We start from the raw sequence: 23946 nt of genomic DNA on the forward strand, positions 1-23946 counted from the left end.
ACTACCTTGAAAAACACCGACTTCCTGCATTGCCAGCCTCTATCGGTATTATTGGTTGGCTTACATCCCCTCTTATTTACCCCAATCTAACTATCACCCACTTGCTAAGTTCATTTGTGATCTTGTCGGCTTATCAACTCGTAAGCGTCTAATAATTAAAAATTACGAGTGTAAGTAATGAAAAGGATTGGTCTCTATCTTTTTACAAACGACTTCAGAATCAACGACAATCAGTTGCTTCACCAAGCCGCGCAGGTGGTCGATGAACTCGTTTGCGTTATTGTCGAACCTACGCTCTCTCGCTTCTCTGCTGAATTCGCACAAGAGCACAGTTATGGAGCGCATCGCCAAACCTTTATTTCACAATCGATAGCCAATCTAGAAGCCAATTTAGTGAAGCTTGGTCAGCAACTTGTCCTGATTCACAATAATCATTTAGAACCAGACGTAGCCGAGCAAACACTCAGCCAAATTATTGCGACACAGCACGTCACCCACTTTTTCGCCAATGCACATTGCGGTTACGACGAGCGACAATTGATTCATTCAGTACATCGCCGCCACCCTGACTTAATAACATGCTTGCGACATCACGCCACCTTGTTTGACTTACATGAGCTACCGTTCGAATTATCGAAAGTCCCAAGCTCCTTTACCAAGTTTAGAAAGATAGTCGAACACTTGGACGTTAATGATGATGAGACAGTTATTTCACGTCTTCCACCTGCAGTGAGACTAGCATCGACATCGACAATCTCATTATTCAGTTCACCAAATGACGAGAGCGAAGTAACAAACGATTATTTGGGTGGCGAAGACGCAGGACTAGTGCATTTAGAAAACTACTTTTCACATGATTACGCCCTTAACTACAAGCAGACTCGAAACGCATTTGACGGCATCGAGAACTCAACCAAATTTTCGCCGTGGTTGGCACTCGGCTGCGTTTCGCCTAAAACGATTTATCGCCATTTGAAACAATTCGAAGCCGAACATGGCAGTAACGATTCAACCTATTGGATCTACTTTGAGTTGTTATGGCGCGAATATTTCTATTGGAAGCGCTTATCATTGGGCTCGTTGTTGTTCGGTGATTCTTCAAACCGTGAACTCTGCAGTCCTAACTCCTCCGCAACGTCGAGCCTGAATTTCGCCAAATGGAAAAGTGGCAATAGCAACTACCCGATTGTCGATGCGTGTATGCGCCAACTTAACGAAACAGGCTACATGTCTAATCGCGGAAGACAGCTAGCCGCTAGCTGTTTGATCTATGAACTAGGGATCGATTGGCGACACGGCGCAGCCTATTTTGAGAGCCAACTTATCGACTATGACGTGGCATCAAACTGGGGCAATTGGGCTTACATAGCCGGAGCCCTCAACTCTCAGGTAAACACCCAAGCCAACAAGCAAAATAATGCTAAACAACCTAAACCTAAATCACGACATTTTGATTTGGGTAAGCAAACAGATATGTACGATCCAGACCATGCGTTCATCAACAAGTGGAATGCGAGCAGCAAAGAACCTGCCTTAACTAACATTCAGGATGTGTTATGAATTTCAAAACCGTGCGCCTTGTCTTAGGCGACCAACTCAATGTCCAGCACTCTTGGTTTCAACAGGTTGATGACGACGTCATTTATATCATTGCCGAACTCAAGCAAGAGACTGACTACGTAGCATCGCACATCCAAAAGGTGGCCGCTTTTTTCTCTGCGATGAGCTACTTTTCCGACGAGCTCAAACAACAAGGTCACCAGGTACTCCACCTTACTCTTGATGACACTACTAAATTTGAAAACCTCGATGCTCTATTGCAACACTATGTCCACGAGTTTGCTGCTGAAAAATTTGAATACCAACGGCCAGACGAATATCGACTACTCCAACAATTGGCAAAGCTGAAGTTAACCGGAGTAACCAAAGGCTGTAGCGATTCCGAGCACTTCCTGTTTCCGTTTGACGAGATTGAAACCCAGTTTCCTAAAAACAAACACATCATGATGGAACATTTCTATCGCCGAATGAGAAAGCGCTTCGACATTTTGCTAGAAGACGGAAAGCCCGTTGGTGGAAAATGGAATTACGATGCGAGCAATCGAAAGAAACTCAAGAAAAAAGACATTGAAAGCCTGCCTCAACCTCTGATGTTTGCCAACGACATTTCCGCGATTTTAGAACGCATCGAGCGTCATCAAGTTCAAACCATTGGTGAAGTTGGCGACCAATTATTATGGCCAGTTAACCGCGCACAAAGCTTGTCTCTGCTCGCTCATTTCTGCCAAGTCTGCTTACCGTTATTTGGGCAGTTTCAAGATGCGATGACGACAGAACACGATTCAAAATGGAGCTTGTATCATAGCCGCCTCTCCTTTTCGTTGAACAGTAAACTGCTAAGTCCCCAAGAAGTGATTGATGCTGCGTTATCAGCTTATCAAGCTCCTTCTAAGCCAAATGCACCCACTATCGATATTGCACAAATCGAAGGGTTTGTGCGACAAATTCTAGGTTGGAGAGAGTACATACGCGCCGTCTATTGGGCAAACATGCCTGCGTACGCCAATAAAAACCATTATTCAGCAACCAATAAGCTGCCCCATTATTTTTGGGACGGACAAACCGAGATGAACTGCATGAAGCATGCGATTGACCAGTCTCTTGAATTTGCTTACGCGCACCACATCCAAAGGTTAATGATCACTGGCAACTTCTGTTTAATCACGGGTATAGACCCTCACCAAGTAGACAGTTGGTACCTTGGTATTTACGTTGACGCAATTGAGTGGGTCGAAATGCCAAATACGCGAGGTATGGCACTTTTTGCGGATGGCGGGATCGTCGGAACCAAACCATACTCTGCCAGCGGTTCTTACATCAACCGTATGAGTGACTACTGCAAAGGCTGTCACTACAAGATAAAAGAGCGCAGTGGCGAGAGTTCTTGCCCATTCAACAGCTTGTATTGGCGCTTCATGAACAAACATCGCGAGGCCTTAAATCGCAACCCTCGAATGGGGATGCTTTATCGCTCTTGGGACAATATGGATGAGCAAGACCAACAAGCGATACTCGACACCGCAGAACAACGACTGACTAACTTGGAGAACTTATAATGGTGGAACAACTCAGATTACACATATTGGTCATTGGTGGCAGCGGCGGTATTGGTTTCGCCGTGGTTAAGCACCTGCTGTCTGAGCTGTCTCGCTTTGATTTTCTCGATGTCCATGTCGACGCGACTTATCATTCACAACGACCAGAATTGGAAGATAACCGTTTGAATTGGCACCAAGTCGATGCCACCGACGAAGCTGATATTAAGCGCTTAAGTTCTGAGTTTGACCAACTTGATTGGTTAATTAACTGCGTGGGTATGCTCCACACTCCAGACCTGGGTCCAGAAAAGAATTTGTCCTCTATCGACCCAGAGTTCTTTTTTAAAAACATCTCGGTAAACACCCTACCTAGCTTATTACTGGCCAAACATTTCACGCCGATCCTCAAATCCAGTGATAATCCAAAATTTGCAGTGGTATCGGCCAAAGTCGGCAGCATTTCAGACAACCGATTAGGTGGATGGTATAGCTATCGCTCTTCCAAAGCCGCACTCAACATGTTCATCAAAACCATGTCGATTGAATGGCAACGTACATTGAAGAAAGGCACAGTGTTAGCGCTCCACCCTGGTACAACCGACACCGCTCTATCTAAGCCCTTTCAGGCCAATGTGCCTCAAGGTAAGTTGTTTGAGTCTAGTTATGTAGCTCACCAGTTAGTGGACATCATTCGAACCGCTACGCCGGATAAAAGCGGTCACTTCTACGCGTATGATGGCGAGCAATTGACTTGGTAATGAGTAGTACCACTCGCAGTAAATAATACCAATCGTAGTAACTAACAGGTCACCCTAGCTGCGTAAACGCTCGATAACTTCGTTAGAGTTTTTTGGTGAGTAGTAAAAAATAGAAAACCCAACAAAGCTATGACTCTGTTGGGTTTAGTAGTTAACTCGATGCTGTCGGATGAAACTAAAGCTGTCGTTTCAACGAAGGGCACTCTGAGGATTCAGCTAAGGATCAAAACTGATCATTATTTTTACTATTACCGCTACTCAGCCCAATTGAACTTACTGTCGTCCACACCTTCTTTTTCTTCTTTAACACGCTCGCGTCGGTGTTGTTCTTCAATTCGCGCAGCGTCTATCTCTTGCATAATGGCTTCGATGTCTGCCAAATCGTCAGTTTCCGTAAACTCGCCCGTCAGTTTGCTATCTGGCTTTAAGTCGCCTTTCTCGTACAGCGCCCACATTTCCTTGGCATACTCGGTTTTCGCCAATTCGGGAGCAAACTGAGCGTAGTAGTCACGGATATTATTGATGTCACGAGCCAACATCCACTCAGCATTGTTGTTCGCCGAAGCATCAACCGCTTGTGGTAAATCGATAATCACCGGGCCGTACTCATCCACCAATACGTTGAACTCAGACAAGTCACCATGGATCAAACCGACACACAGCATTTTAACTACGTAGGTCATCATCACAGCGTGGTCTTCGATCGCCTGCTCTGCAGACATCACGACATCGTTCAAACGTGGCGCAACGTAACCATCATCGTCAGTGACCAGTTCCATAAGCAGTACGCCATCAAAGCAACCATAAGGGACAGGCACACGAACACCCGCTTCTGCCAGTTTATATAAGGCATCCACTTCAGCACTTTGCCAAACCTTTTCTTGTTGTTCACGACCAAAGCCTGAGCCTTTTTCCATCGCTCGAGCGCGGCGGCTATTTCGGACTTTTCGGCCTTCACGATACGCGGTCGCTTTTTTGAAGCTGCGTTGGCTAATTTCCTTATATACCTTGGCACAACGGATCGTATCGCCGCAGCGCACAATGTACACCGATGCTTCTTTGCCACTCATGAGTTGGCTTGTCACCTCGTCGACTAAACCATCGTCAACTAAAGGCTGTATTCTTTTAGGTATCTTCATGCCGCCTTTATACATCACTTATCTTACAGATAGAAATATTAACTTGAGAAATGAATGACGAAACGATTAAAGGATCATCAAAATGATGACAAAGGGAGGAAATATTGGAGTTAACGGGTTTAGATCATGAGGAATGACCTGATCTGTTCAAAAGTATGAGACTAAGATTTATTACGACGACAACGTTCAGAACAGTAGATCACGTCATCCCAACAGCGCTGCCATTTTTTACGCCATGCGAAAGGCTTTTGGCAAACAGGACATGTCTTAGTCGGTAAATGGGGTTTCTTGTGCATGGCAGTTCCCTTTTCGATGCGTCCACTTCCTGAGTTTACTAGAGATTCCCGATTACGTTCGTACCTCACTTTAGGGAATGACGAAGGCAATACCAACAAAGTTAGATTCTCTATTAGGTTCATTCCTCGCTCTAGGAAGTGACGAAAGTAATACCAACAAAACTAGATTCCCTACTTCGCTCGTACCTCACTTTAGGTAATGACGGCTACTTTTCAATCGTTCGTGACTTTAAGGAGTGACAGCGTAGTGATTGATAACAACCCCGACTCCGTCATCCTCGAGAAGGAGGAACGACCGAGTCGGGGATCTGCTTCATCTAGCTCTGCTTCTAATTCTGCGCTGATAAATATGACTAGAAGCTAAGCAACAACCTTGTACTGCTTCTCCATCTCACTCACACCTAAGCCAGAGTGTTTTGTTACTTTAAGTTGCACAGGCACACGCTCTTTCAGTGCTTCAACGTGGCTGATTACGCCTATCATCTTGCCTGACGCATTCAAGTTATCCAGCGCGTTTAGAGCAATGTCTAATGTGTCACTATCCAGCGTGCCGAAACCTTCATCTAAGAACAGAGAATCAATACTGGTTTTGTAGCTCACAAGATCAGAAAGCGCTAATGCCAGCGCCAAGCTCACCAAAAAGCTTTCGCCACCTGATAACGTCTTGGTGTCACGCATCACATCGCCCTGCCATGTGTCGAGCACTTGCAGTTCTAAACCATCGTCGGCTTTACGTTTTAGCTCGTAACGACCATGCAAACGCTGTAGCTGCTTGTTGGCCAAGTACACCAAGTTTTCCAGTGTTAGACCTTGAGCAAACTTACGGAACTTGTCGCCGTTCTTAGAACCAATAATTGAATTCAGACGTGAGATATCATCAAACTCGACCTGCTGTTCGTCGATCTGCTTGAACAGTTCTTGCTGATTGCTGCGGTTCTGGCTATCCGTTTCAAGATTGGCAGAAATCGCACCGATCTTTGTCGCATGGCTTTGTTGTGCGTTTTGACACTCAGCAGTCGCTTCTTCAACTTGCTGTTGGTCTTGCTCTTGCCATGCTTTCGCATTTTCGTGGTTTTGTAGCTCCACTTGCGCCGCTTTGGCGGTGTTCAACCTAGCTTGCGCACTGACAATCGCTTCGTCTAAAGACTTCTTCAGGCTTTGAAGTTGAGTTCTAACCTCTTCATCTAACAACGCCGCTTCAAAATGTACCTCATCTTCGAATGGGCTAGCTTTCAGTGCATCTAACCAAGCATTCGACGCTTGTGTGTGACTGGACTGTTTACTAAGCAACTCTTCAGAGAAGCTAATGTGTTTGGTTTGCTCAGTTCGATGTTCAAGTTCACAACGGTTAAGCACCAACTGCGCGGCATCAAATGCATTTACTGCTTCAATGACTCTTTGCTTCATCGCATTGCTGGTGGCTTGAATGTCTTTGTCACCAAACAACTCTGTTCTTTCAGCCGTTACACGAGTGAGTTCTGACACTAAAGACTCACTCTCTTGCGTCAGTGTCGCGATCTCTTTCTCCGCGCTGCTTAGCTTGTCGTCTAAGGTTTTCAATTCGGCATTTTGAGTAATCAGTTGCTTCTCAATATCGGTCTGTTGCTGTTTGGTTTGCTGCCATGTGCTTGATGCTTGCGATTTCGCAGTAAACCAATCATCGATATGTTCAAGTTCAGGCGCTTCGATAGAAGTTTGAACAATGCTCTCTTTCAGAGCGTTCCATTGTTGTTCTTTCGCTTGAGCAATCTGAGCCACTTGTTCGTTTGCGACTTGGTTTTGCTTATTCAAATCAGCTAAGCGTTGCTCGGCCAACTCAAGATTAGACTGCGCTTTGTCAGCCATAACACTTACAGATAAACGTTGTTTTTCAGCTTCCACATAGTGCGCTTTAGCATCACCCAATGCTTTGAGTTGCTGTGAGCTCTGACTTAGTTGAAGTTCACACTGCTGAACAAAGGTCGCGACTATAGCTTCATTATCTAAGTCGTTAATCGTTAGCAGCGCCAGTTCAGGAGCAGTGCCAACGAAATCCGATAAGCTTTGTTGAAGCTTGCCGATTACACCTTGCCAATTCAATTGAGCTTGTTGAATATCTGCTTGCGCACGTTGGATGTCATCATTAAGCGCCGCAATCATTGGGGCCAGAGAATCTAATTGCTGACGATGCTCTTGGCCTTCTTTTTTGATGGCCGTTAACTCTAGGTTTTCCGTTTCTTTTTGAGCAACCAAATTTGCAATATCTTGCGACTGCTCAATCGAATGGTCTGTTGAACCACACAGTGGGCACTCAGTTCCAGATTCCAAAGCCGCACGGTATTTCGCCAATTCGCCTTCTTGATCAATCAATCGCGTTAATCGTTCAAGAGACGTCTCTTTCTCTTTATATCGCTCGACTAACACTTCACGTTCTTTCGAAAGCTTGTCGACCAATTGGATGTTGGTCTGATGTGCCTGAGTTTTTGCGTGCAGCTGTTGCTGGGCATTTAGGAAGCCACGGTTGATCTCAAGTAATGAGTGCGTATTGCGATTCCAGTACTCCAACAGATCTTTTTGCGCATTCAATACTTGTTCGCTGGTGTTGCCTTGCAATGCTTCCCACTGTTGCTTTGCACTACTCTCTAACACAACCAATTCAGCTAAGGTCTTATCTTGCGCTGCTTTAGCGTCTTGCGCACTTTTAATAACCGCTTGCTGAGCATCAAGAGCCGACAAAGCCCGCTTAGCCGAGTTTAACTGTTCTGCATGTTGACGCTCTAGCGTACGAACTTGCTCAACTTTGGCTTGCCACTGACCTAAGTATTTTTCCAGATGTTGGTCAGCTTGATGTGTATTTAAGTACTCAGTGCTGAGTTGATCTTGTTGCTTCAGTGCATCAATTTTTTGGACTAAAACAATCTGTTGATTACGCTGTTGCGTATGTTGTTCGTTTAGCGTATTCGCTGCAGTAACGGCCGCAGTTTGCTTATCTTTGAGTACGGTAATTTGGTTGTCTAGCGGACGTACGAGATCGATGATCTTCTCTTGATCTTGTTGCTCGGCTTTAACCTGTTCGACAATTGCACTGCTTTGAGTCAGTTGAGTTTGCGCGTCTTGCTTCTCTACATCACGAACAGCAAGTAACTTGGTGCTGTTATCTAAGTGAGCTTGAGTAGTGTTCACCTCTTGTTCGCAACGCTTTAAATCTTTGTGCATTGGGCGCAGCTTTTCAGCCGGTTCACTGTTTGCCAAACGCTCTAGTGCAGGTTGGTTACGGTTTAGTTCATCTTGAGCGGTTTTACAATCGTGCTCACTGGCCGCAATAGTTTGCTCAGCTTTGGTCACGTCTTTCCACCAGCTTAGATGCGCTTGCCACTCTTTTAATTGCTCGGCTAAACGCTTCTGCTCGGCTTCTAGCGTTTCACGCTCTGCGGTCAGCGCTTGGATTTGCTCTTCAGACAGTAAGCTCACACCTTCTGCTTTCGCTTTAAGGTGATTAAGCGACTCTTCACTCGACTTGAAATGATCGTAGATGCGCTCAGAGATCAGGCTATAGACTTCTGTTCCCGTCAGCTCTTCAAGTAGCTCGGCACGGTCGTTTGCATTGGCATTTAAGAACGCTGCAAATTCACCCTGAGACAACATGATGGATTTAGTGAAGCGTGAGAAATCGAGACCGGTTACCTGCTCCACCAACTTTGTCTTCTTGGTCAACATGGTTTCTAAGACTTTGTCAGTGTCCGCATCGGCAAATTCACACGTTGGCGTTTGTAATGCGCCATCGTGTTTTCCACGCGCTCGCTTTTGGTGGAAGTTAGAGCGATACGTTTTGCCCTGTACTTCAAACTCCAGTTCAGCAAAACACTCACCCGTGCCACGCGTCATTAATTCGTTGTTGCCTTTGGCGATACTTTTCAAACGCGGCGTGCGGTGGAACAATGCCAAACAAATCGCGTCAAGAATGGTGGTTTTACCCGCCCCTGTTGGGCCAGTAATCGCAAACAAGCCATTTTCCGCAAACGGTGATTGGGTAAAATCGAGCTTCCAACGTCCTTTCAAAGAGTTCAGGTTTTCAAATTCTAGGCTTAAAATCTTCATACTGGTTACTCTTCTACTTTGTTTGGCGCTTGAGCGCTCTCAGACACTTCAACCATCACTTGTTTAAACTTCACCGTCATGCGCTCTAAACGCGCTTTTTCAGAATCGGTTTCAAATTCTTCTAAGGCAATACGCTTCGTAAACACGTCCATCGGGCTCAATTCTGACAGCGTTTCTGCCGACTCTTGCTCTAATGCTTGATTGCGACGCTCTCTTGCTCTGCGCAATTGAAGCACTTCCACATTCAAACCTTCGGTTAGTGTGCGCATACGCTCTTGAAGATCCGACAAGTAATCTTGCGCTTGCACTTCTATCGATAACCACACGCTTTGGTCGCTATCTAAGCCTATATATTGATTCAGTTGAGATTCGATCTCGCTCAAGTCACCTTTGATTTCAGCTAGGGGTTGAAACGTTGGAACTGGCAATTGAGAAATGGTTCGCACGCCCTCAACAAACTCAACCACACATACCTGCTTTTGAGATTTAAGTTCATCAAAGCTTAATGGGATTGGTGAACCGCAGTAACGAATGTATTCACGCTTTGCCACCACTTGTGGGCGGTGGATATGACCAAGTGCAATATAATCGGCATCTGGGAAACCATCAGCGGCGAAACCATCAAGGTTACCGACATAAATATCACGTACAGAATCCGATTGTTGAACACCCATCGCTGTTAAATGACCAGTAGCGATAATCGGCATGTGTTCGCTGTTTTCAAACGTCGCACGTTTTTCTACAGCGGCATCATAAACACTTTGGTAGTGCTGTTTGATTGCATCGCCGAGTTGTTTCTGACGCTCAACGCCAGTCACGCCCGCCTGGCTGGTCAATACATCACGAGGGCGAATAAAAGGAATGGCACAAACCAACGCTTCTACATCACCGTTTTTACCTTTTAGTTCGACAACCTGAGTCGCATGCTCTTCATTGGTATTAGGAATCACATCTGCGCCCATGTATTTGAGCAGCTGTTGTGTCTCTTTAAGCACAGACACCGAATCGTGATTTCCACCTAACAACACCAATTGGCAGCCGATCTTGCTCGAGTCGACCACAAACTTGTTATACATCTCACGAGCGTAACTCGGCGGTGTACTGGTATCGAAAATATCGCCAGCAACAATGATCGCGTCGATGTCGTGCTTTGTAACTTGCTCAAGTAACCATTGTAAAAACCGTTCATGTTCATTCTTACGGCTTTTATTGTAGAAGTTTTGGCCAAGGTGCCAATCGGACGTGTGAAGAATCTTCATTGCTGCTCACTGGAAGTCTGTAATAGCTTTAATTTACCAAAATACCGATCAACTACCAAACGAGTTAGCATTATTTACCGTTTATAAGCTTGTGAAAACCAACTAATTTCAGACTCTAGACCAACTCTGGCCATAGCGTGACCAATCGTTATTTTTGACATTAAAAAGCCGCTCAACGTTAGAGCGGTTTTAGTTGTCTGTGGCCTAAACGCCATAAAATACTTAATCTTTTTTTAGCGAGCTTCTGCTAGGCTTGCCAGGTAGTTATTCGTTAAATAAAAGCCGCTGAACTTGTCAATAAAGTCCGCTGGAACGGTTTTATCGGTCAATCCAGATTCAATCAGAGCCGCTTGCCACCTCTGTACTTTCGGGAAGCTTTCTAGCATATCGAAGCCTGAACGCTCTTTAATTACAAATGCTCGGTGTAACAGTGGTAACCAAGCGATGTCGACGTTAGAGATGTAGTCCCCTTTAAAGAACTCAGTATCACCCAGTTTTTTCTCTGCCTTTAGGAACGCCTTTTGTAAATTGGCTAAGCGTGTTTCAAATGTCTCTTTGTCTTTACTCGCCATGGTGCCGCACTGTGGCATGTAATGTTTGCTCGCTTGATAAGACCAAGCACGGTCGAGTGCTTTCTGCTCGGGTGAAACCTCTTCAATCGGCGTATATTTATCGTCTAGATATTCAACAATTGCATCAGATTCAAAAAGGACGGTGTCGTTCTCTGTAATCAATACAGGAACCTGCCCGTTCGGTGAGATATCCAAAAACCACTGTGGTTTGTTATTCAGCTCAATGTACTCAATTTCAAACGGGACGTTTTTCATTACTAGTGAACCCATTACACGTTGAACAAATGGGCAGTTTTTAAAGCTAATCAATTTAATCATTTTTGCCTCCGAATCGGGTTAATAATTTCTTGTTACACCCTAAGACGAACCCAAAATCCAAAAGACGAAGAATAATTCGTTATTTCACGAAATAATTTAATTTGTTGTTATCAAGACGTTTAAAACCAACAGAGAAATGCGAAATCTTTGCAAAGAATAATTAATAGCTAGGGAGGCAAGACAGAGGGATACAGTACTAATTACTAATTAACGAGCTAGCAAGCTAACAAGCCGTACTTTCCCCACCAGCGTTCAACTGATGAGGAGAAGTTAACGAAAGCAGAGTAAAACTAAACAACCAAAGATAGTGCAATAGATGCCATGATCACTCCTACAACAAACTCCAACATCTTCCATGATCTCGGGCTCTTAAACATTGGAGCTAAGAAGCGAGCGCCATAGCCTAGTAAAAAAAAGAACACGAATGAAGCCGATACTGCACCTGCACCAAACAACATTTGATTTGGTTGATATTGTGTAGAGATAGAACCCAGCAATACCACAGTATCCAGATACACATGCGGATTAAGCCAAGTAAACGCTAAACACATGGTAACTGCTTTGGTTAAAGAGTTTTTGGTTTCGACACCGGCTTCTAAGGCATGATTTTCGTTAAATGCTGAGCGAAAGCTCAAGAATGAGTAAACGCCTAAAAAGATAGCCCCACCGTAACGAGCAAACTGCTCAACTTGAGGGAACTGCTCAACGATCGCACCAAAGCCCATCACACCAAAGCTGATCAGTAATGCATCTGAAATCGCGCAGACAGCACAAATAGCAAACACATGCTGATTCTTTAAGCCCTGTTTAAGAACGAACGCATTTTGAGAACCGATCGCGAGAATAAGCGAAAGACCAAGGGAGAAACCGGCTAAGTAAGTCGTCATCTAAAGCTAGCCTCTTAACGTAACTCAATACTCATGAAATGACTGTGCGGATCTAACACATAATTAGCAAAAGGTTCACAGTAACCAAAGCCAAATTTTTGGTACAAATTACGCGCTGGCTTAAAGTAGTCTTCCGATCCCGTTTCTAGGCTAATACGTCGATATTGGCGAGCGGTTGCCGTATCCAAAACGTGTTGCAATAGCTTGCTTGCGACACCGGACTTTCTTGCAAACTGCGAGGTTCTCATTGACTTCAGTTCAGCGTGTTGTGTATCAAGCTCTTTAATGGCGACACACCCAAGCAGTTGGCTGTCTTTCCAAGCACTGAAAAAAGTAATCTCTGGCGACTTGAGCCCATCTAGATCCAGTGCATGAACGCTTTCGACTGGCGATGTCGCATACATATCAGCTAAATGCTCTTCGAGTAGCTCAATAACCTCTCCACCCGACAAATCATCAATTTTTATTTCCATAACTCTTTAATTATCCTTAATAATTTTTTTATCCGTTTTAGATACAGTAAAATTACGCTACCCTCAAAAAGTTGCGTACGGCACACTTTAATCACATAGTCTCGTGACGCTTGCCGTGTTAGGTATCTGATAGCTTTGTCGATATACAGCAGTCACAATTTATTTACCACACCACCATTTATTTAAAGCACCTGTTTTTGGTGAGAGGATATGTAGTCAGATCTATATGAGCATCCAACTAGATTTAACCACAGCCACCCCTAGGCAGAATTTCGACTCTGCACAGGGCTATATTACGCTGCAAGACCACCGTGTCATCGATGTCGACGAAAACATTGCAAAAATCTTCGGTTACAGTTGCCGTGAAGCACTTCTCAACAACGTCGATTTTGTCTACTCATTAATACCCAAAGATTATCACGGCTCTGTCCGTGAACGTTACCTTTCTGCGATTAAAGGCCAACTGGGAAAGGGAAAGCTTTATAAAGATATTCCGGTGAATAACCGCCTTCTCTCGCTGTTTAGCCTTGCTCAAGCGGTCAGAGTCAACGACCGCCCCGCTCTTCGTGTAATGATCATAGATATTACCTCAGTTGTTGCTTCAGAGCGTAAACATCAAGAAAAAGATCGTATGTACCGGACTTTACTCAATAGTTCGAAACAGGGCGTGCTCGTCCACCAAAATTTCAAGCCTCTAATGGTTAATCAAGCCTGGGTTGAAATGCAGGGTGCCAAATCGATAGAAGCAGTGCTCGCCATGGACTCAATCATTTCAATTATTCCGCCGGACAGTCGTATCAATGCCATGAGACGCAGCCAGAGTATTCTTGCCGGTGATACACCAAGCTTCAGTTCTGTGGTTGAAAACCAATGCTTTGACGGGAGTAAAAAACACTTCAACATCTACGACAACATCATCAATTGGGAAGGCGAAAAAGCGATCCAAGTGGTGGTAGAAGACGTTTCCGACAAGGTTAAATTAGAACAAGAGCTACTGCACCGCGCACTTCACGACGACCTAACACAAGTATTCAGCCGCAGTGCCATTTACGATTGGTTAAAAAAACCGTTAAAAGAACAAACTGAGATGTCTTGTTTACTGTTGGATATTGATGACTTCAAAAAAATTAATGACCAATTTGGACACAGTGTTGGTGACGAAGTGATTCGCACTCTCGCGAATACCATTAAGAAGCACGTCAAAGCCTTGAACGGCGTGGTTGGCCGCTGGGGAGGTGAAGAGTTTATCGTCTTCTTTCCAAAAAACCGAACGACTCATGGAACCATTTTCGACACGGCATACTCCCAAGCGAAAATTGTTGGTCAACGTATTTGCGAAGAATTTCGAACTCATCAATTCTTGGGATTTAATCGCACCAAGTTTCAATCAAGCGTCAGTATTGGCATTACCGACAGCTGCATCGTTCGTACCAACAACTCCCTAGATACGTTGATTCGAGTTACAGACGACGCGCTCTATCGTGCTAAATCCAACGGAAAAAATAGAGTCTCAGTAAACCACGAAGGTGCATGTATAGAGTGTGGCTCGTGAAACAATTGCTAAGCATCAAGAAAAGGTCATTTAAGCTTATAAGTTGACCCAAGATTTTCTTGTTATTTTTAAGTTCTAGTTTACTATGCGCCACCCCAATTTTTTCAGCAAATGCTGCAGGCAAACATGTCCGCCAACGCACTCTATATCGACCTATCCGGTTACTATGATTTAATGTGTGTCGATATTGACTACCAAGCGCAGAGTGACTGCGTTCGTAGGTTACATCAGATTTTTGGAAATGAAGGAAAAATACACCTCGACCTTGGATGTGGCACTGGACCACACGTTCGCCATTTTATTGACTACGGCTATCAAAGTAGTGGCCTTGATCTGAATAAACCAATGCTCGACATTGCTCAAGTTCGTTGCCCTGAAGCTAACTTTTCAGTACAAAACATGAGTAACTTTGAGGTCTCAGAACCGCTCGATCTTATCACTTGTTTCTTGTATTCCATCCATTACAACGACGGTATTGAGAGACTAAAAGAGTGCATTGCAAGCGTGCACCGAGCTTTGAAACACGAAGGTGTCTTCTGCTTCAACGTGGTTGATAAAGAGAAGATAAGCAATGACTTGTTTGTTCGACATACAGCCAACAAAGAACATGATGACTTTACCTTTCGCTCAGGTTGGTACTACTCCGGCGAAGGTAGTAAGCAAATGTTAAAGCTAAGTATCGAAAAAACGACTGCGGGTGAAACTCAAGTATGGAATGACGAACACCCTATGGTGGCATTCTCGTTTAAGGAATTGATCGAGATATTGAAGCCCTACTTTGAGGTTCATATTTTTGAGCACGATTATGACAAGCTGCTGCCTTGGGATACCAAATCAGGTAATGCTTTGGTCACTTGTGTAAAAATCTAGGTAAGCCAATTCCAAACGAATTAAACCGATACAAGCACACAAAAAAGAACCCACACTCGCCGTTCTCTTTATAGAGTATCGAGCCAATGTGGGTTCTTCGTTTTTATATGTATCTTGCTACCAAATCAAACGCAGATTGATTAGAAGTCCGCTGTCATACCTACGTAGTAAGTACGTGGATCTTCAACATAACCCATACTCTCTAGCTCTTGTGATACAGCTTCATCAGTCAAGTTAGTAATGCCTGCACGTACTCTAACTGAATCATTAATGTTGTATACGCCACCAATGTTTAAAGTAGTGTATGCATCTTGAGTCAAATCAGTTTCGATATTACGCTCTCCACGGTAACGCGCACTAATAAAGGCATTCAGATCGAAAGTTGGGCTCCAGTTCAGTTTAACTAAGCCTGAATGCTTGTAACGCTCGAGCAGTTCTTCACCCGTTGACTTATCTTCTGTGTCTAAGAACGTGTAGTTACCAGACACGCCCCACTCATCGGTAATCTGGAATTGACCCGTAAGTTCAGCACCTTGAACCACCGCCTCAGATACATTGGTATAAGTACGCTTACCTTTCACAAAGTCCTTGTCACCAGGCCCGACTCGACAACCGTTAGCAGGGTCAAATACGGTTCCATTTTCACAATATGTTACGTCACGATCAATCAAGTCATTAATTTCATTTCGAAACAAAGCCCCTTCAACGTTCCAACGTGGTTGGTTGTATATTGCTGCAATTTCATAGTTCAAGCTCGTTTCAGGCTTCAGGTTTTCATTGCCATACAAATCACACTTCCCTTTGCAGCTATTAACTGTGTAGTCGGCTTGGTTTTGAGTCAGCGAAGGTGCTTTGAAAGCCTTACCTACACCACCTTTGATGATGAGGTCATTAGTCGTTTGGTGAACTAAGTACACACGCGGGCTGAATTCTTCACCGTACAATTCGTGCTTGTCTAAACGTCCACCAATGGTTGCGGTGAGTTGTTCAGTCATCAACCACTGGTCTTGAACAAACAAAGCACCTTGATACGCTTCTGATGTACCGTTGATCAAGTTTTCTTTGTTGGTCAATTCGCTCAACTGGTAGTCCATACCAAAAGTTACGGTGTGACTATCACCAAGATAAGTCGTTGCTGACGCTTCTACTATTTGAGTTAGCTCTTCTACATCACTACTGTAATTGTTACCTAGATCAGCGGCCTCGTTGTCTGTCACGTTTTCACGAGAGTAACGAACTTGTGTGTCACCCCAGCTCCAAAAACCGCTGTGTGTAATCGCTTGACTGTTACGTACAACATTACTATCCACTAGGTTCGAACCTGTAGCATGTTCAGCTAAACCATCACGTTTATCGTCACTATAGCCAAGGTCCAAATCAATCGTCTGATTGTCTGTCATATTCCATGTCAGGTTGGCAAGCAAACTTAAAGTGTCGCGTTCCTCTAGAGCGGTAATATTCTCACGACCATTACCTGTATATGGTTGCCATGCGTCACGCGAGGTTTGATTTAAAGAAAAACGCGCAAATAACTCATCATCAATCAATGCACCGGACGTGGTAAAACCAACAGAATATTCTTCCCCACCATTGCCGTCTAATGGAGATGAAGTGTCCATGTTAATCGTTGAGCTCCAATCATTTTCTGGAGCTTTGGTGATGATGTTGATTGTGCCACCCATACCATCTGAACCGTAAAGTGCAGACATTGGGCCGCGGATAATTTCAACACGTTCGATTGACTCAGCTGGAATAGTCGAGAGATCGAAATCGTTACCACGAATGATGGCACTTGCAGAGCTTAAGCGACGGCCATTCACCATGATAAGCGTATAGTCTGAATCCATACCACGAATAGAGATCATCTGACGGCCAGCACGTGTGCTATCAAAATCAGATTCCACACTCGTTGATTCTGCAACGATGTCAGCCAAAGTGATTCCAGGGCTGTCTTCGATGTCTTGAGCGGTGATAACCGACATTGAAGCTGGCGCTTGTTTTAGAGCCATTTCAGTACGAGTTGCCGTAACAACCATTTGCTCATCTGTTGCTTGCGCTTCTTTTTGCGCTAACACGTTAGCCGATAGTGAGGTGCAAATAATAGCTACTGCGACCGAAAGGGGTTTACGAATCATAAGAGGTTTGCGAACTATAAGGGATTTGCGAACTAAAAGAGGCTTGCGAATCAAAAGAGATTTCTCAGACATGATATTTATTCTTATATGTAATTAGTAATGATAATGGTTTGAATTAAACAACCAGTTATCACTCCAATCAACGAAAGTTTCATGCTGAAAATTCATTATGATTATTCATTTATCAAATAATGCAGGCAAAATATATTCAATTCATTAGCATTGAGCCAGTAACATTCATGTGCCAGATAATTTAGGAGTATGTCTCTTTAAATAGTTCACGAATCCAACGACACATAGGGTCATTGTGGAAACGTTTATGCCAGTAGAGATATACGTCTTCTGATGGGCTCCTGATCGCTTTGGGTACGCGTTTACAAACAAGGTTTCTCTGTTTTGCTGCTTGTTGAGCAAAAGGTGTCGGCAGGTGAAAGATGATATCGGTCGCTTCAGCCATATCTGGAGCGACGTTAAAGTTAGACAGTTGAATCGGTATCGATAGCTGACGCTGCTTATCGATCAAGCCCAAATCTTTGAAACGACTTTCAATCGAGAGCTTCTTATCCCCTTGCAGTGAGATCTGGCCGAGTTGGCTACTCAATAAATCATCAACGGTGATCTCTTTATCCGCCAGAGGGTGGTCTTTGCTCATTAATAACCGATAATCGCGACTGATTACGAACATTCGATACAAGTTTTGTTCAGAACTTAATGGTTCATGCGTCGACAATACAAAGTGCGCATCACCTGATAACAGAGGTTCAAAGTGTCGTTTAGGAATCGAGTCGATATCGACAACCATATTCGGCGCTTGCTTGCGGATTTGTGCCACGACTTTTGGTAACAAATGCGAGACTTGCGGAACCAAGCCAAAGAACCGAACGGTACTATTGCTCGTCTGCGGTTCAAATACGTCTCCATGGACCAATTTCTCAAGGCGTGTGAGCACAGAGTTGAGGTCCGTCTTAATGACTTCTGCTTTCGGGGTTAATTCATACCCATAGGCTGCGCGGACTAACAAGTCATCGTTGAATACCGTTCGTAGTTTTTGTAGTGAACGACTCACCGTCGGTTGGCTCATGTCCAACGCCAAGGCTGTGTTTGATACGTGCTTCTCTTCAAGAAGGTGTTTAAGAATAACGAGTAGGTTAAGGTCGACCTGGGCAAGATTCATTATAAGGATATTCAAAATACTGAAGATTCAATATGCGTATAGTGCTATTTCCCCAGAATTAATACAATTGATAATCACTCTTACTTTGATGTCATACAATGTGAAGTGCCGAATTTGATGCTAACTAAGTTTTTGAAAGGCTTATTTGGGTGACTTTAGACACAAAAAAAGAAGCCAAATGGCCTCTCTTTCCCCTATTCACTCTCGCTGCTATTTTCGTTAGCGCTCAACACTTGGCGAATAATAAGCGTCCAACAGTGAAATGAAATTCCCTCTATCAAGTTCGCTAAGTTGATTAATGCCAGCCGCTGCTTTTCTTCCTCCACCAGTTACAAAGCTAGAGCAAATTTCATCTGCGCCTGTTCTATTGGATAGTGGTGCTCTTAGGCTAACAGTATAAGATTCGCCATCTTGGTTTTTCGTTAATACTGCTTGCGCTCGGTTTGGATCTTGATTCACGATCTCATTGCCAAATACACCGCTGATACGTCTTGCCCAAGTCTCACCGGGCAGTTCAAACACACGTGCGACTTTACTTTCATAAACAGGGGCAAGGTTTGATAGTTGCTGGCGGTCATTTTGGTAAGCAGCTCGTAGTCGATAAAACACCGAGTCTTTGTCATCCATAAGATCGAACGGGTTCGGATATTGATAAAGGGTTTGGTAGAGCTCAGCTGGCGTGAAGTGCAAATCGCTCAATGATGTGCCGTAGCCGTTGTAATTAACCAAGGTACCTAGCTCTTCTAAGAACTCAATTTGTGATTGTTCGAATCCATTTTCATCAGCTAACTGTGCGGCCACTATTTTTAAATTATCACCAAAGGCCGCCGCGATTGCCCAAGCTACGTGTGCACCATTTAGCTTCCGGTTAATCAATAAACTCGTGCAACTCTCTGCCGAGGTGTCTATCAGAGTGTCTAAATGCTCAGAGGTTGGCACGTCCCCTGTTCGATGGTGATCGCAGTAAAACACATCGATGTTGGCATCTAACAGTGAGTGCAATGCTGGCAGGTTCTTCTCCATCGACACATCAAGAACGGTAACGGAAGAGACATCATTTGGAGTGCCCGGATCTATGATTTGACTGGCAACTTGAGAAACCAACTTAATATCACGCTTTACACCGGTGACGAGCACGCTTTTTCTCGGTTCACTTAATCGCAGTTGTAACAACGCGATGATGCCGTCTGCGTCTCCATTGAATACGTCGTAGTGCATGCTGTTCCTCTTCCGTAAGATTTAACGTTTATTTGAAACGCGCCAAAGATATGGCTCACGTCAATGCGTTCGTTCATCGTTAGTCTGTCATTATTTTAGTTTTATTCCACAGATACTTAAGTCTATTTTGTAATGCCTTATTCTTATTTCTATCGATTCAGGCACTTGCCTATCCTTCAGGCACAAAAAAGGCGCGAATAATTCACGCCTTTGCTTTCTAAGAACTCACGCCTTGGGTTTCAAATACTTAACATATTTGGTTTCTAACTTGCTCTAGCAGTCTTATGACGTCTTGAACTGTGCTACCGCTTGATCCATATCGTTCGCTTGCTCAGCTACTTTATCGACTTCGACCAAGCAATGCTGCGCCGAAGCGTTGTTATCATTCGAGATGGTATTCAACTCAGTAATTGAGTCACTCACTTGTGTCATTACGGCACCCTGCTCTTCAATCGCTGAAGCAATACGTTCTGAGTTGCCTTGAATGCTTTCCATATCACTCAAGATCAGTTGCAAGCTTGCATCCAGTTCTTCTGAATCTTTAAGTGTCAGCTGGCCTTGTTGATTACACTCGCCAATCTCTGTCATAGAAGCATTCATTTGGCTCTGGATTGCAGTTACTACACTGGTGATTTCAGTGGTTGATTGGTGCGTTCTGCTTGCTAACGCTCGGACTTCATCCGCAACAACGGCAAAGCCACGACCTTGCTCACCAGCACGAGCGGCTTCAATGGCTGCGTTCAGTGCTAATAGATTAGTCTGTTCCGCTATACCTTGGATAATGTTAACGGCACTGCCAATTTGATCGACATGGTGATTCAAAGAACTAATCGAATCTTGGCTACTTGAAAGGCGTTCAGACAACTGGGTAATGTTATTGATGGTATCAACCACCACTTCACGACCTTTGTCGGCATTCACTTTCGCTTGATGAACGCCTTCAGCGGCAACCGATGTACTTTCTGATATTTCCCCAATAGTCAGTACCATCTCTTGCACTGAAGTTGTCATTGTTGAGGTGTGATTTGCTTGAACTTCAAACTGTTTGATGACCGATTCAAGCTCGTCATGCATGCTCGACGTACTTTGTGTCAACTGATGCGACTTAGATTGAGACGTTGCTATCAACCCTTCAAGCTGATCTAGCAGTTGATTGAAGTATTCGCCTAGCTTACCGAGTTCGTCTTTGCCATTCTCCGTCGCACGAATAGACACGTCGTTCGAGTCGACAATATTACGGATCACAGTAAGTAGAGATTCAATCTTACCGATGATTGAACGTACGATTAACCAGCTGAATAGAATGATCGCCACTAACAGTGTGACGCAAAGTGTGTTGTTGATCAGCGATAGTTTATCCATCTCTTGCTGTGCCTGTTGATCTAACACGGCCGAGAATTCTTTGAATTGAGTCTCGATAACGTGCGAACCTGTACGCGCTTGCCCTAGTAACCCTTCGTTATGTTTTAACCCTATCACTCGTTTCTGATCTACGACTTGACGAGCTGCTTCTATCAAAGCAGCTGAGCCACCCGCATTAGAAGTAATAGACAGAACACTTGGGGCGAACTCACCCTTCTCGATCAGATCATTGAAGAGATACAGCTCAATTTTTTGTTCAGCACTCGCGGTGGCACTGATATTATCGAGTACAGCATGAAATTCCCCTAACAAGCCTTTGTCTCGTGCTAGTCCATACACTTGGCTGGCTTTAACAAGGTTAACAAAGCTGGTGTGGTACGTTTCGATATCTTCACGCAAATGCGTACTGTTGGCCAAACCCAGACCATTCAGCACAGCATTAAGCTCAGATTCAGACGCTAAGAATTTTTTGTAATTTACGTCGAACTTGTCGAGGTATTTCAGATCACTGCGAAGTAAGAAATCTTTCTCGTTACGACGAAGGTTGAGCAGTCGCACTTCAAGTTCTTTGGTAATTTGTTTGGCTTCGCTCATTTTAGCGGTGGTGTCCGCAAATTGAGATGTGGTAAACAACAATGAAATCATGCCGAAGATGGAGAACACCCCCAACGAATAGAGCTTTTTCTTTATATTCATATACATGGCTCGTCTTTACTAAATTAACTATAAGTATCTAATTGATCGCATCAAAGCATGGATATACGGCTAGTGCGATCGAGTTATTGTTATGATTTTTTATCAGTAATGGGGTTGAGTTTTTGCAGCGGCCCTGCCCGCCAGTAGTGACATCATCAATACATTCAAACAAAGAAGACCCAACCCATTAACGACAGATCAATCAATAACACATTTTCGCTACATGTACATTAATAGAATTATAAAACTGAGAGACAGATATTTGACGGGGTATAAATAGCTGAACGCCTTACTATTAAGGCTTTGAATTAAAACAGTTTGGGCAATTATTGATCTGACGGCTGTGAATGACATTTTTTTGGCTCATCAGCGGAGCAAGAACGAAGAGCAATATTGGGAGGTTTTGACTTGTTTTTGAAACGATGAGTCCATCGATTAGTGATTGTATAGTCGAGAGAAAACGGCGAAAAAATGGACCTACTCAATTCGAGTCAGGTCCATTTTTAGATTTCTTAATCAATTGCTTTGCAGCTAATAAGTTAGGGTTCGAACTTAAGGCTGACTAAAACGCTTTTACCATCTTAGATAGGCACTTTAGTAATACCGCTTTCTCATCTTCTTCGATGTCTTGCGTTAATTCATTAACTAGGTTCAAGTGAAGCTGATTGTGGTGAACGTGAATCTTCTGCCCTTCATCAGTTAGAGCAACCACGATTGCACGACGGTCCGTTGGGTGTTCATGGCGTTCAATCAATTCGGCTTTAACCAGCTTTTCGATTTGAACGGTCAATGTACCCGTGGTGATGCCCAGCTTTTCAGCGAGCTCTTTCATTCTTAACGCGCCATGCATACCAAGTACTTCAATAGTGTGTACTTGAGCCAGGGAGTAACCCGTCTCTTTGACTACAGACTGTTCCCACGAAGACATTTTATCGTAGAACTCAGTCAGTATTTGGTTAAGCTGTTCTATATTTCGCATGGTCGTTTGAATGCACTTCAAGAGTAAGATGATTAATCTTATCAAACTTGGAGAGCATTTGTTTATATTCAGACACGGTTTTATCACTGTTTGATTCAAGAGTAATTGCTGCTGAATAGTGATGCCCACTCACCTTCCACATATGGAAATCGGTGACCGACGCATAAGGCGTTAAGGTTTCGGTCACTGAGTCGCGATAATCTTGGTGGATATTCTCATCAAGCAGGATTGGACTGGTTTGTTTCATAAGGTTCATCGTCCACTTAGCAATCACAAATGCGCCAACCATTCCCATTGCTGCATCTAACCAGTTCCAACCGTAAAACTTACCAAACAGCAGCGCAACAATGGCCAACAGTGAAGTCAACGTATCCGCCAACACATGCATGTAGGCTGCGCGTAGGTTATGGTCATGATGGTGCTCACCATGCTTATGATTATGGTCGCTGTCGTGATCATGGCTATGTGAATGACCGTGATTCTTACTATGATCGTGGCCATGCTCGTGTCCGTGATCATGATGGTGATCGCCGAGTAAAAACATACTCACCACATTCACAGTTAAACCAATACAGGCAACGATGATCGCTTCATTGAACTGAATCGCTTGTGGGTTAAATAAACGATGCACTGATTCCACCAGCATCAATAATGACACAATACCCAATGCAATCGCGCTGGTGTAGCCCCCTAACACGCTGACTTTGCCAGTACCAAACGAGAAACGTTCACTCTCGGCATGTTTCTTCGCATATCGGTATGCAAATAAGGTGATACCAAACGCTGCAGCATGCGTTCCCATGTGCCAACCATCGGCAAGCAATGCCATTGAACCATAAATAGTACCCGCAACGATTTCGACAACCATAGTAACGACGGTCAATAACAGGACATAGAACGTGCGTTTCTCACCTTGGCTGTTATGTGAAGAAAAGTTGTGTTGGTGACGTGTTGGAAAACTCAAAATGGCGTCCTTAACTTGTATTTGTGGTTAGATAATCGTTGTTAGCAAAATCCCTTTGATTGACAAGTAATTTGACAATCAAAGCAACTGGTTGAAATTTAGTTTGATCATCAAAGTTT

18 protein-coding genes are annotated in these 23946 nt (G+C 44.0%); 5 read left to right on the top strand and 13 right to left on the bottom strand.

Annotation, left to right across the window (positions count from 1 at the left end; translation table 11 throughout):
- Positions 1-177: 177 nt before the first annotated feature.
- From AB4589_RS15390 to AB4589_RS15400, 3 genes are read left to right on the top strand one after another with little or no spacing between them, the layout of a single operon-like run.
- A complete protein-coding gene (locus tag AB4589_RS15390) occupies positions 178-1560 on the top strand; it encodes a DASH family cryptochrome (RefSeq protein ID WP_372101013.1) in 1383 nt (460 codons plus the stop codon).
- A complete protein-coding gene (locus AB4589_RS15395) occupies positions 1557-3116 on the top strand; it encodes a cryptochrome/photolyase family protein (protein ID WP_372101014.1) in 1560 nt (519 codons plus the stop codon). The genes AB4589_RS15390 and AB4589_RS15395 overlap by 4 nt, the downstream gene beginning before the upstream one ends.
- Positions 3116-3856 carry an SDR family oxidoreductase gene (locus AB4589_RS15400; protein ID WP_372101016.1) on the top strand — a complete coding sequence of 247 codons (741 nt, stop codon included), beginning with the start codon at positions 3116-3118 and terminating at the stop codon, positions 3854-3856. Before AB4589_RS15395 ends, AB4589_RS15400 begins: the two co-directional genes overlap by 1 nt.
- 254 nt (positions 3857-4110) lie before the next feature.
- Here AB4589_RS15400 and AB4589_RS15405 read toward each other — a convergent pair whose 3' ends face one another.
- The 7 genes from AB4589_RS15405 to AB4589_RS15435 all read right to left on the bottom strand — a co-directional run bounded on the left by AB4589_RS15405 (position 4111) and on the right by AB4589_RS15435 (position 12877).
- A complete protein-coding gene (locus AB4589_RS15405) occupies positions 4111-4995 on the bottom strand; it encodes a PA4780 family RIO1-like protein kinase (protein ID WP_083994248.1) in 885 nt (294 codons plus the stop codon).
- 161 nt (positions 4996-5156) lie between these two features.
- On the bottom strand, positions 5157-5291 hold the full coding sequence (locus tag AB4589_RS15410; protein WP_019823450.1) for a DUF2256 domain-containing protein: 135 nt from the start codon (positions 5289-5291) through the stop codon (positions 5157-5159).
- Between the two features lie 360 nt (positions 5292-5651).
- Positions 5652-9368, bottom strand: coding sequence for an SbcC/MukB-like Walker B domain-containing protein (locus tag AB4589_RS15415; RefSeq protein WP_372101018.1), 3717 nt, complete (start codon positions 9366-9368; stop codon positions 5652-5654).
- A gap of 5 nt (positions 9369-9373) precedes the next feature.
- Positions 9374-10627 (bottom strand): exonuclease subunit SbcD, encoded by a 1254-nt coding sequence (sbcD, locus tag AB4589_RS15420; protein WP_372101020.1) that lies wholly within the window; start codon positions 10625-10627, stop codon positions 9374-9376.
- 233 nt (positions 10628-10860) lie between these two features.
- On the bottom strand, positions 10861-11517 hold the full coding sequence (locus tag AB4589_RS15425; protein ID WP_017104374.1) for a glutathione S-transferase family protein: 657 nt from the start codon (positions 11515-11517) through the stop codon (positions 10861-10863).
- A 290-nt stretch (positions 11518-11807) separates the two neighbouring features.
- On the bottom strand, positions 11808-12404 hold the full coding sequence (locus AB4589_RS15430) for a LysE/ArgO family amino acid transporter (protein WP_372101023.1): 597 nt from the start codon (positions 12402-12404) through the stop codon (positions 11808-11810).
- A gap of 14 nt (positions 12405-12418) precedes the next feature.
- Positions 12419-12877 carry a GNAT family N-acetyltransferase gene (locus AB4589_RS15435; protein ID WP_012604063.1) on the bottom strand — a complete coding sequence of 153 codons (459 nt, stop codon included), beginning with the start codon at positions 12875-12877 and terminating at the stop codon, positions 12419-12421.
- 226 nt (positions 12878-13103) lie between these two features.
- Here AB4589_RS15435 and AB4589_RS15440 point away from each other — a divergent pair, with 226 nt between their 5' ends.
- On the top strand, positions 13104-14429 hold the full coding sequence (locus tag AB4589_RS15440) for a sensor domain-containing diguanylate cyclase (protein ID WP_102248872.1): 1326 nt from the start codon (positions 13104-13106) through the stop codon (positions 14427-14429).
- 126 nt (positions 14430-14555) lie between these two features.
- Positions 14556-15299 carry a class I SAM-dependent methyltransferase gene (locus AB4589_RS15445; RefSeq protein ID WP_372101026.1) on the top strand — a complete coding sequence of 248 codons (744 nt, stop codon included), beginning with the start codon at positions 14556-14558 and terminating at the stop codon, positions 15297-15299.
- 140 nt (positions 15300-15439) lie between these two features.
- Here the strand turns inward: AB4589_RS15445 and AB4589_RS15450 are convergent, their stop codons facing one another.
- The 6 genes from AB4589_RS15450 to dmeF form a co-directional block, all read right to left on the bottom strand.
- Positions 15440-17434, bottom strand: a complete 1995-nt coding sequence (locus AB4589_RS15450; RefSeq protein ID WP_372101028.1) for a TonB-dependent receptor domain-containing protein — start codon at positions 17432-17434, stop codon at positions 15440-15442.
- Positions 17435-17687: 253 nt separating this feature from the next.
- Entirely contained in the window at positions 17688-18608 is a 921-nt protein-coding gene (locus tag AB4589_RS15455) for a LysR family transcriptional regulator (RefSeq protein WP_372101030.1), read from the bottom strand.
- A gap of 219 nt (positions 18609-18827) precedes the next feature.
- Positions 18828-19826 carry a DHH family phosphoesterase gene (locus AB4589_RS15460; RefSeq protein WP_372101032.1) on the bottom strand — a complete coding sequence of 333 codons (999 nt, stop codon included), beginning with the start codon at positions 19824-19826 and terminating at the stop codon, positions 18828-18830.
- Between the two features lie 282 nt (positions 19827-20108).
- Complete coding sequence (locus AB4589_RS15465) at positions 20109-21833, bottom strand: methyl-accepting chemotaxis protein (RefSeq protein WP_372101040.1); 1725 nt, start codon at positions 21831-21833, stop codon at positions 20109-20111.
- Between the two features lie 613 nt (positions 21834-22446).
- Entirely contained in the window at positions 22447-22863 is a 417-nt protein-coding gene (locus tag AB4589_RS15470) for a MarR family winged helix-turn-helix transcriptional regulator (protein ID WP_009846872.1), read from the bottom strand.
- Complete coding sequence (gene dmeF, locus AB4589_RS15475; RefSeq protein WP_372101034.1) at positions 22841-23827, bottom strand: CDF family Co(II)/Ni(II) efflux transporter DmeF; 987 nt, start codon at positions 23825-23827, stop codon at positions 22841-22843. Before dmeF ends, AB4589_RS15470 begins: the two co-directional genes overlap by 23 nt.
- Between the last annotated feature and the right edge of the window lie 119 nt (positions 23828-23946).

The sequence above is a fragment of the Vibrio sp. 10N.222.49.A3 genome, from assembly GCF_041475145.1.
GTDB lineage: Bacteria > Pseudomonadota > Gammaproteobacteria > Enterobacterales > Vibrionaceae > Vibrio > Vibrio tasmaniensis_A.

What these genes read in the sequence shown, in the direction of transcription:
- sbcD (WP_372101020.1), bottom strand. Translation starts at nt 10,627, where the DNA reads ATGAAGATTCTTCACACGTCCGATTGGCACCTTGGCCAAAACTTCTAC.
- AB4589_RS15460 (WP_372101032.1), bottom strand. Translation starts at nt 19,826, where the DNA reads ATGCACTACGACGTATTCAATGGAGACGCAGACGGCATCATCGCGTTG.
- AB4589_RS15465 (WP_372101040.1), bottom strand. Translation starts at nt 21,833, where the DNA reads ATGATTTCATTGTTGTTTACCACATCTCAATTTGCGGACACCACCGCT.
- AB4589_RS15400 (WP_372101016.1), top strand. Translation starts at nt 3,116, where the DNA reads ATGGTGGAACAACTCAGATTACACATATTGGTCATTGGTGGCAGCGGC.
- AB4589_RS15395 (WP_372101014.1), top strand. Translation starts at nt 1,557, where the DNA reads ATGAATTTCAAAACCGTGCGCCTTGTCTTAGGCGACCAACTCAATGTC.
- AB4589_RS15455 (WP_372101030.1), bottom strand. Translation starts at nt 18,608, where the DNA reads ATGAATCTTGCCCAGGTCGACCTTAACCTACTCGTTATTCTTAAACAC.
- AB4589_RS15445 (WP_372101026.1), top strand. Translation starts at nt 14,556, where the DNA reads ATGTCCGCCAACGCACTCTATATCGACCTATCCGGTTACTATGATTTA.
- AB4589_RS15435 (WP_012604063.1), bottom strand. Translation starts at nt 12,877, where the DNA reads ATGGAAATAAAAATTGATGATTTGTCGGGTGGAGAGGTTATTGAGCTA.
- AB4589_RS15450 (WP_372101028.1), bottom strand. Translation starts at nt 17,434, where the DNA reads ATGATTCGTAAACCCCTTTCGGTCGCAGTAGCTATTATTTGCACCTCA.
- AB4589_RS15410 (WP_019823450.1), bottom strand. Translation starts at nt 5,291, where the DNA reads ATGCACAAGAAACCCCATTTACCGACTAAGACATGTCCTGTTTGCCAA.
- AB4589_RS15415 (WP_372101018.1), bottom strand. Translation starts at nt 9,368, where the DNA reads ATGAAGATTTTAAGCCTAGAATTTGAAAACCTGAACTCTTTGAAAGGA.
- AB4589_RS15470 (WP_009846872.1), bottom strand. Translation starts at nt 22,863, where the DNA reads ATGCGAAATATAGAACAGCTTAACCAAATACTGACTGAGTTCTACGAT.
- AB4589_RS15430 (WP_372101023.1), bottom strand. Translation starts at nt 12,404, where the DNA reads ATGACGACTTACTTAGCCGGTTTCTCCCTTGGTCTTTCGCTTATTCTC.
- AB4589_RS15390 (WP_372101013.1), top strand. Translation starts at nt 178, where the DNA reads ATGAAAAGGATTGGTCTCTATCTTTTTACAAACGACTTCAGAATCAAC.
- AB4589_RS15405 (WP_083994248.1), bottom strand. Translation starts at nt 4,995, where the DNA reads ATGAAGATACCTAAAAGAATACAGCCTTTAGTTGACGATGGTTTAGTC.
- AB4589_RS15440 (WP_102248872.1), top strand. Translation starts at nt 13,104, where the DNA reads ATGAGCATCCAACTAGATTTAACCACAGCCACCCCTAGGCAGAATTTC.
- AB4589_RS15425 (WP_017104374.1), bottom strand. Translation starts at nt 11,517, where the DNA reads ATGATTAAATTGATTAGCTTTAAAAACTGCCCATTTGTTCAACGTGTA.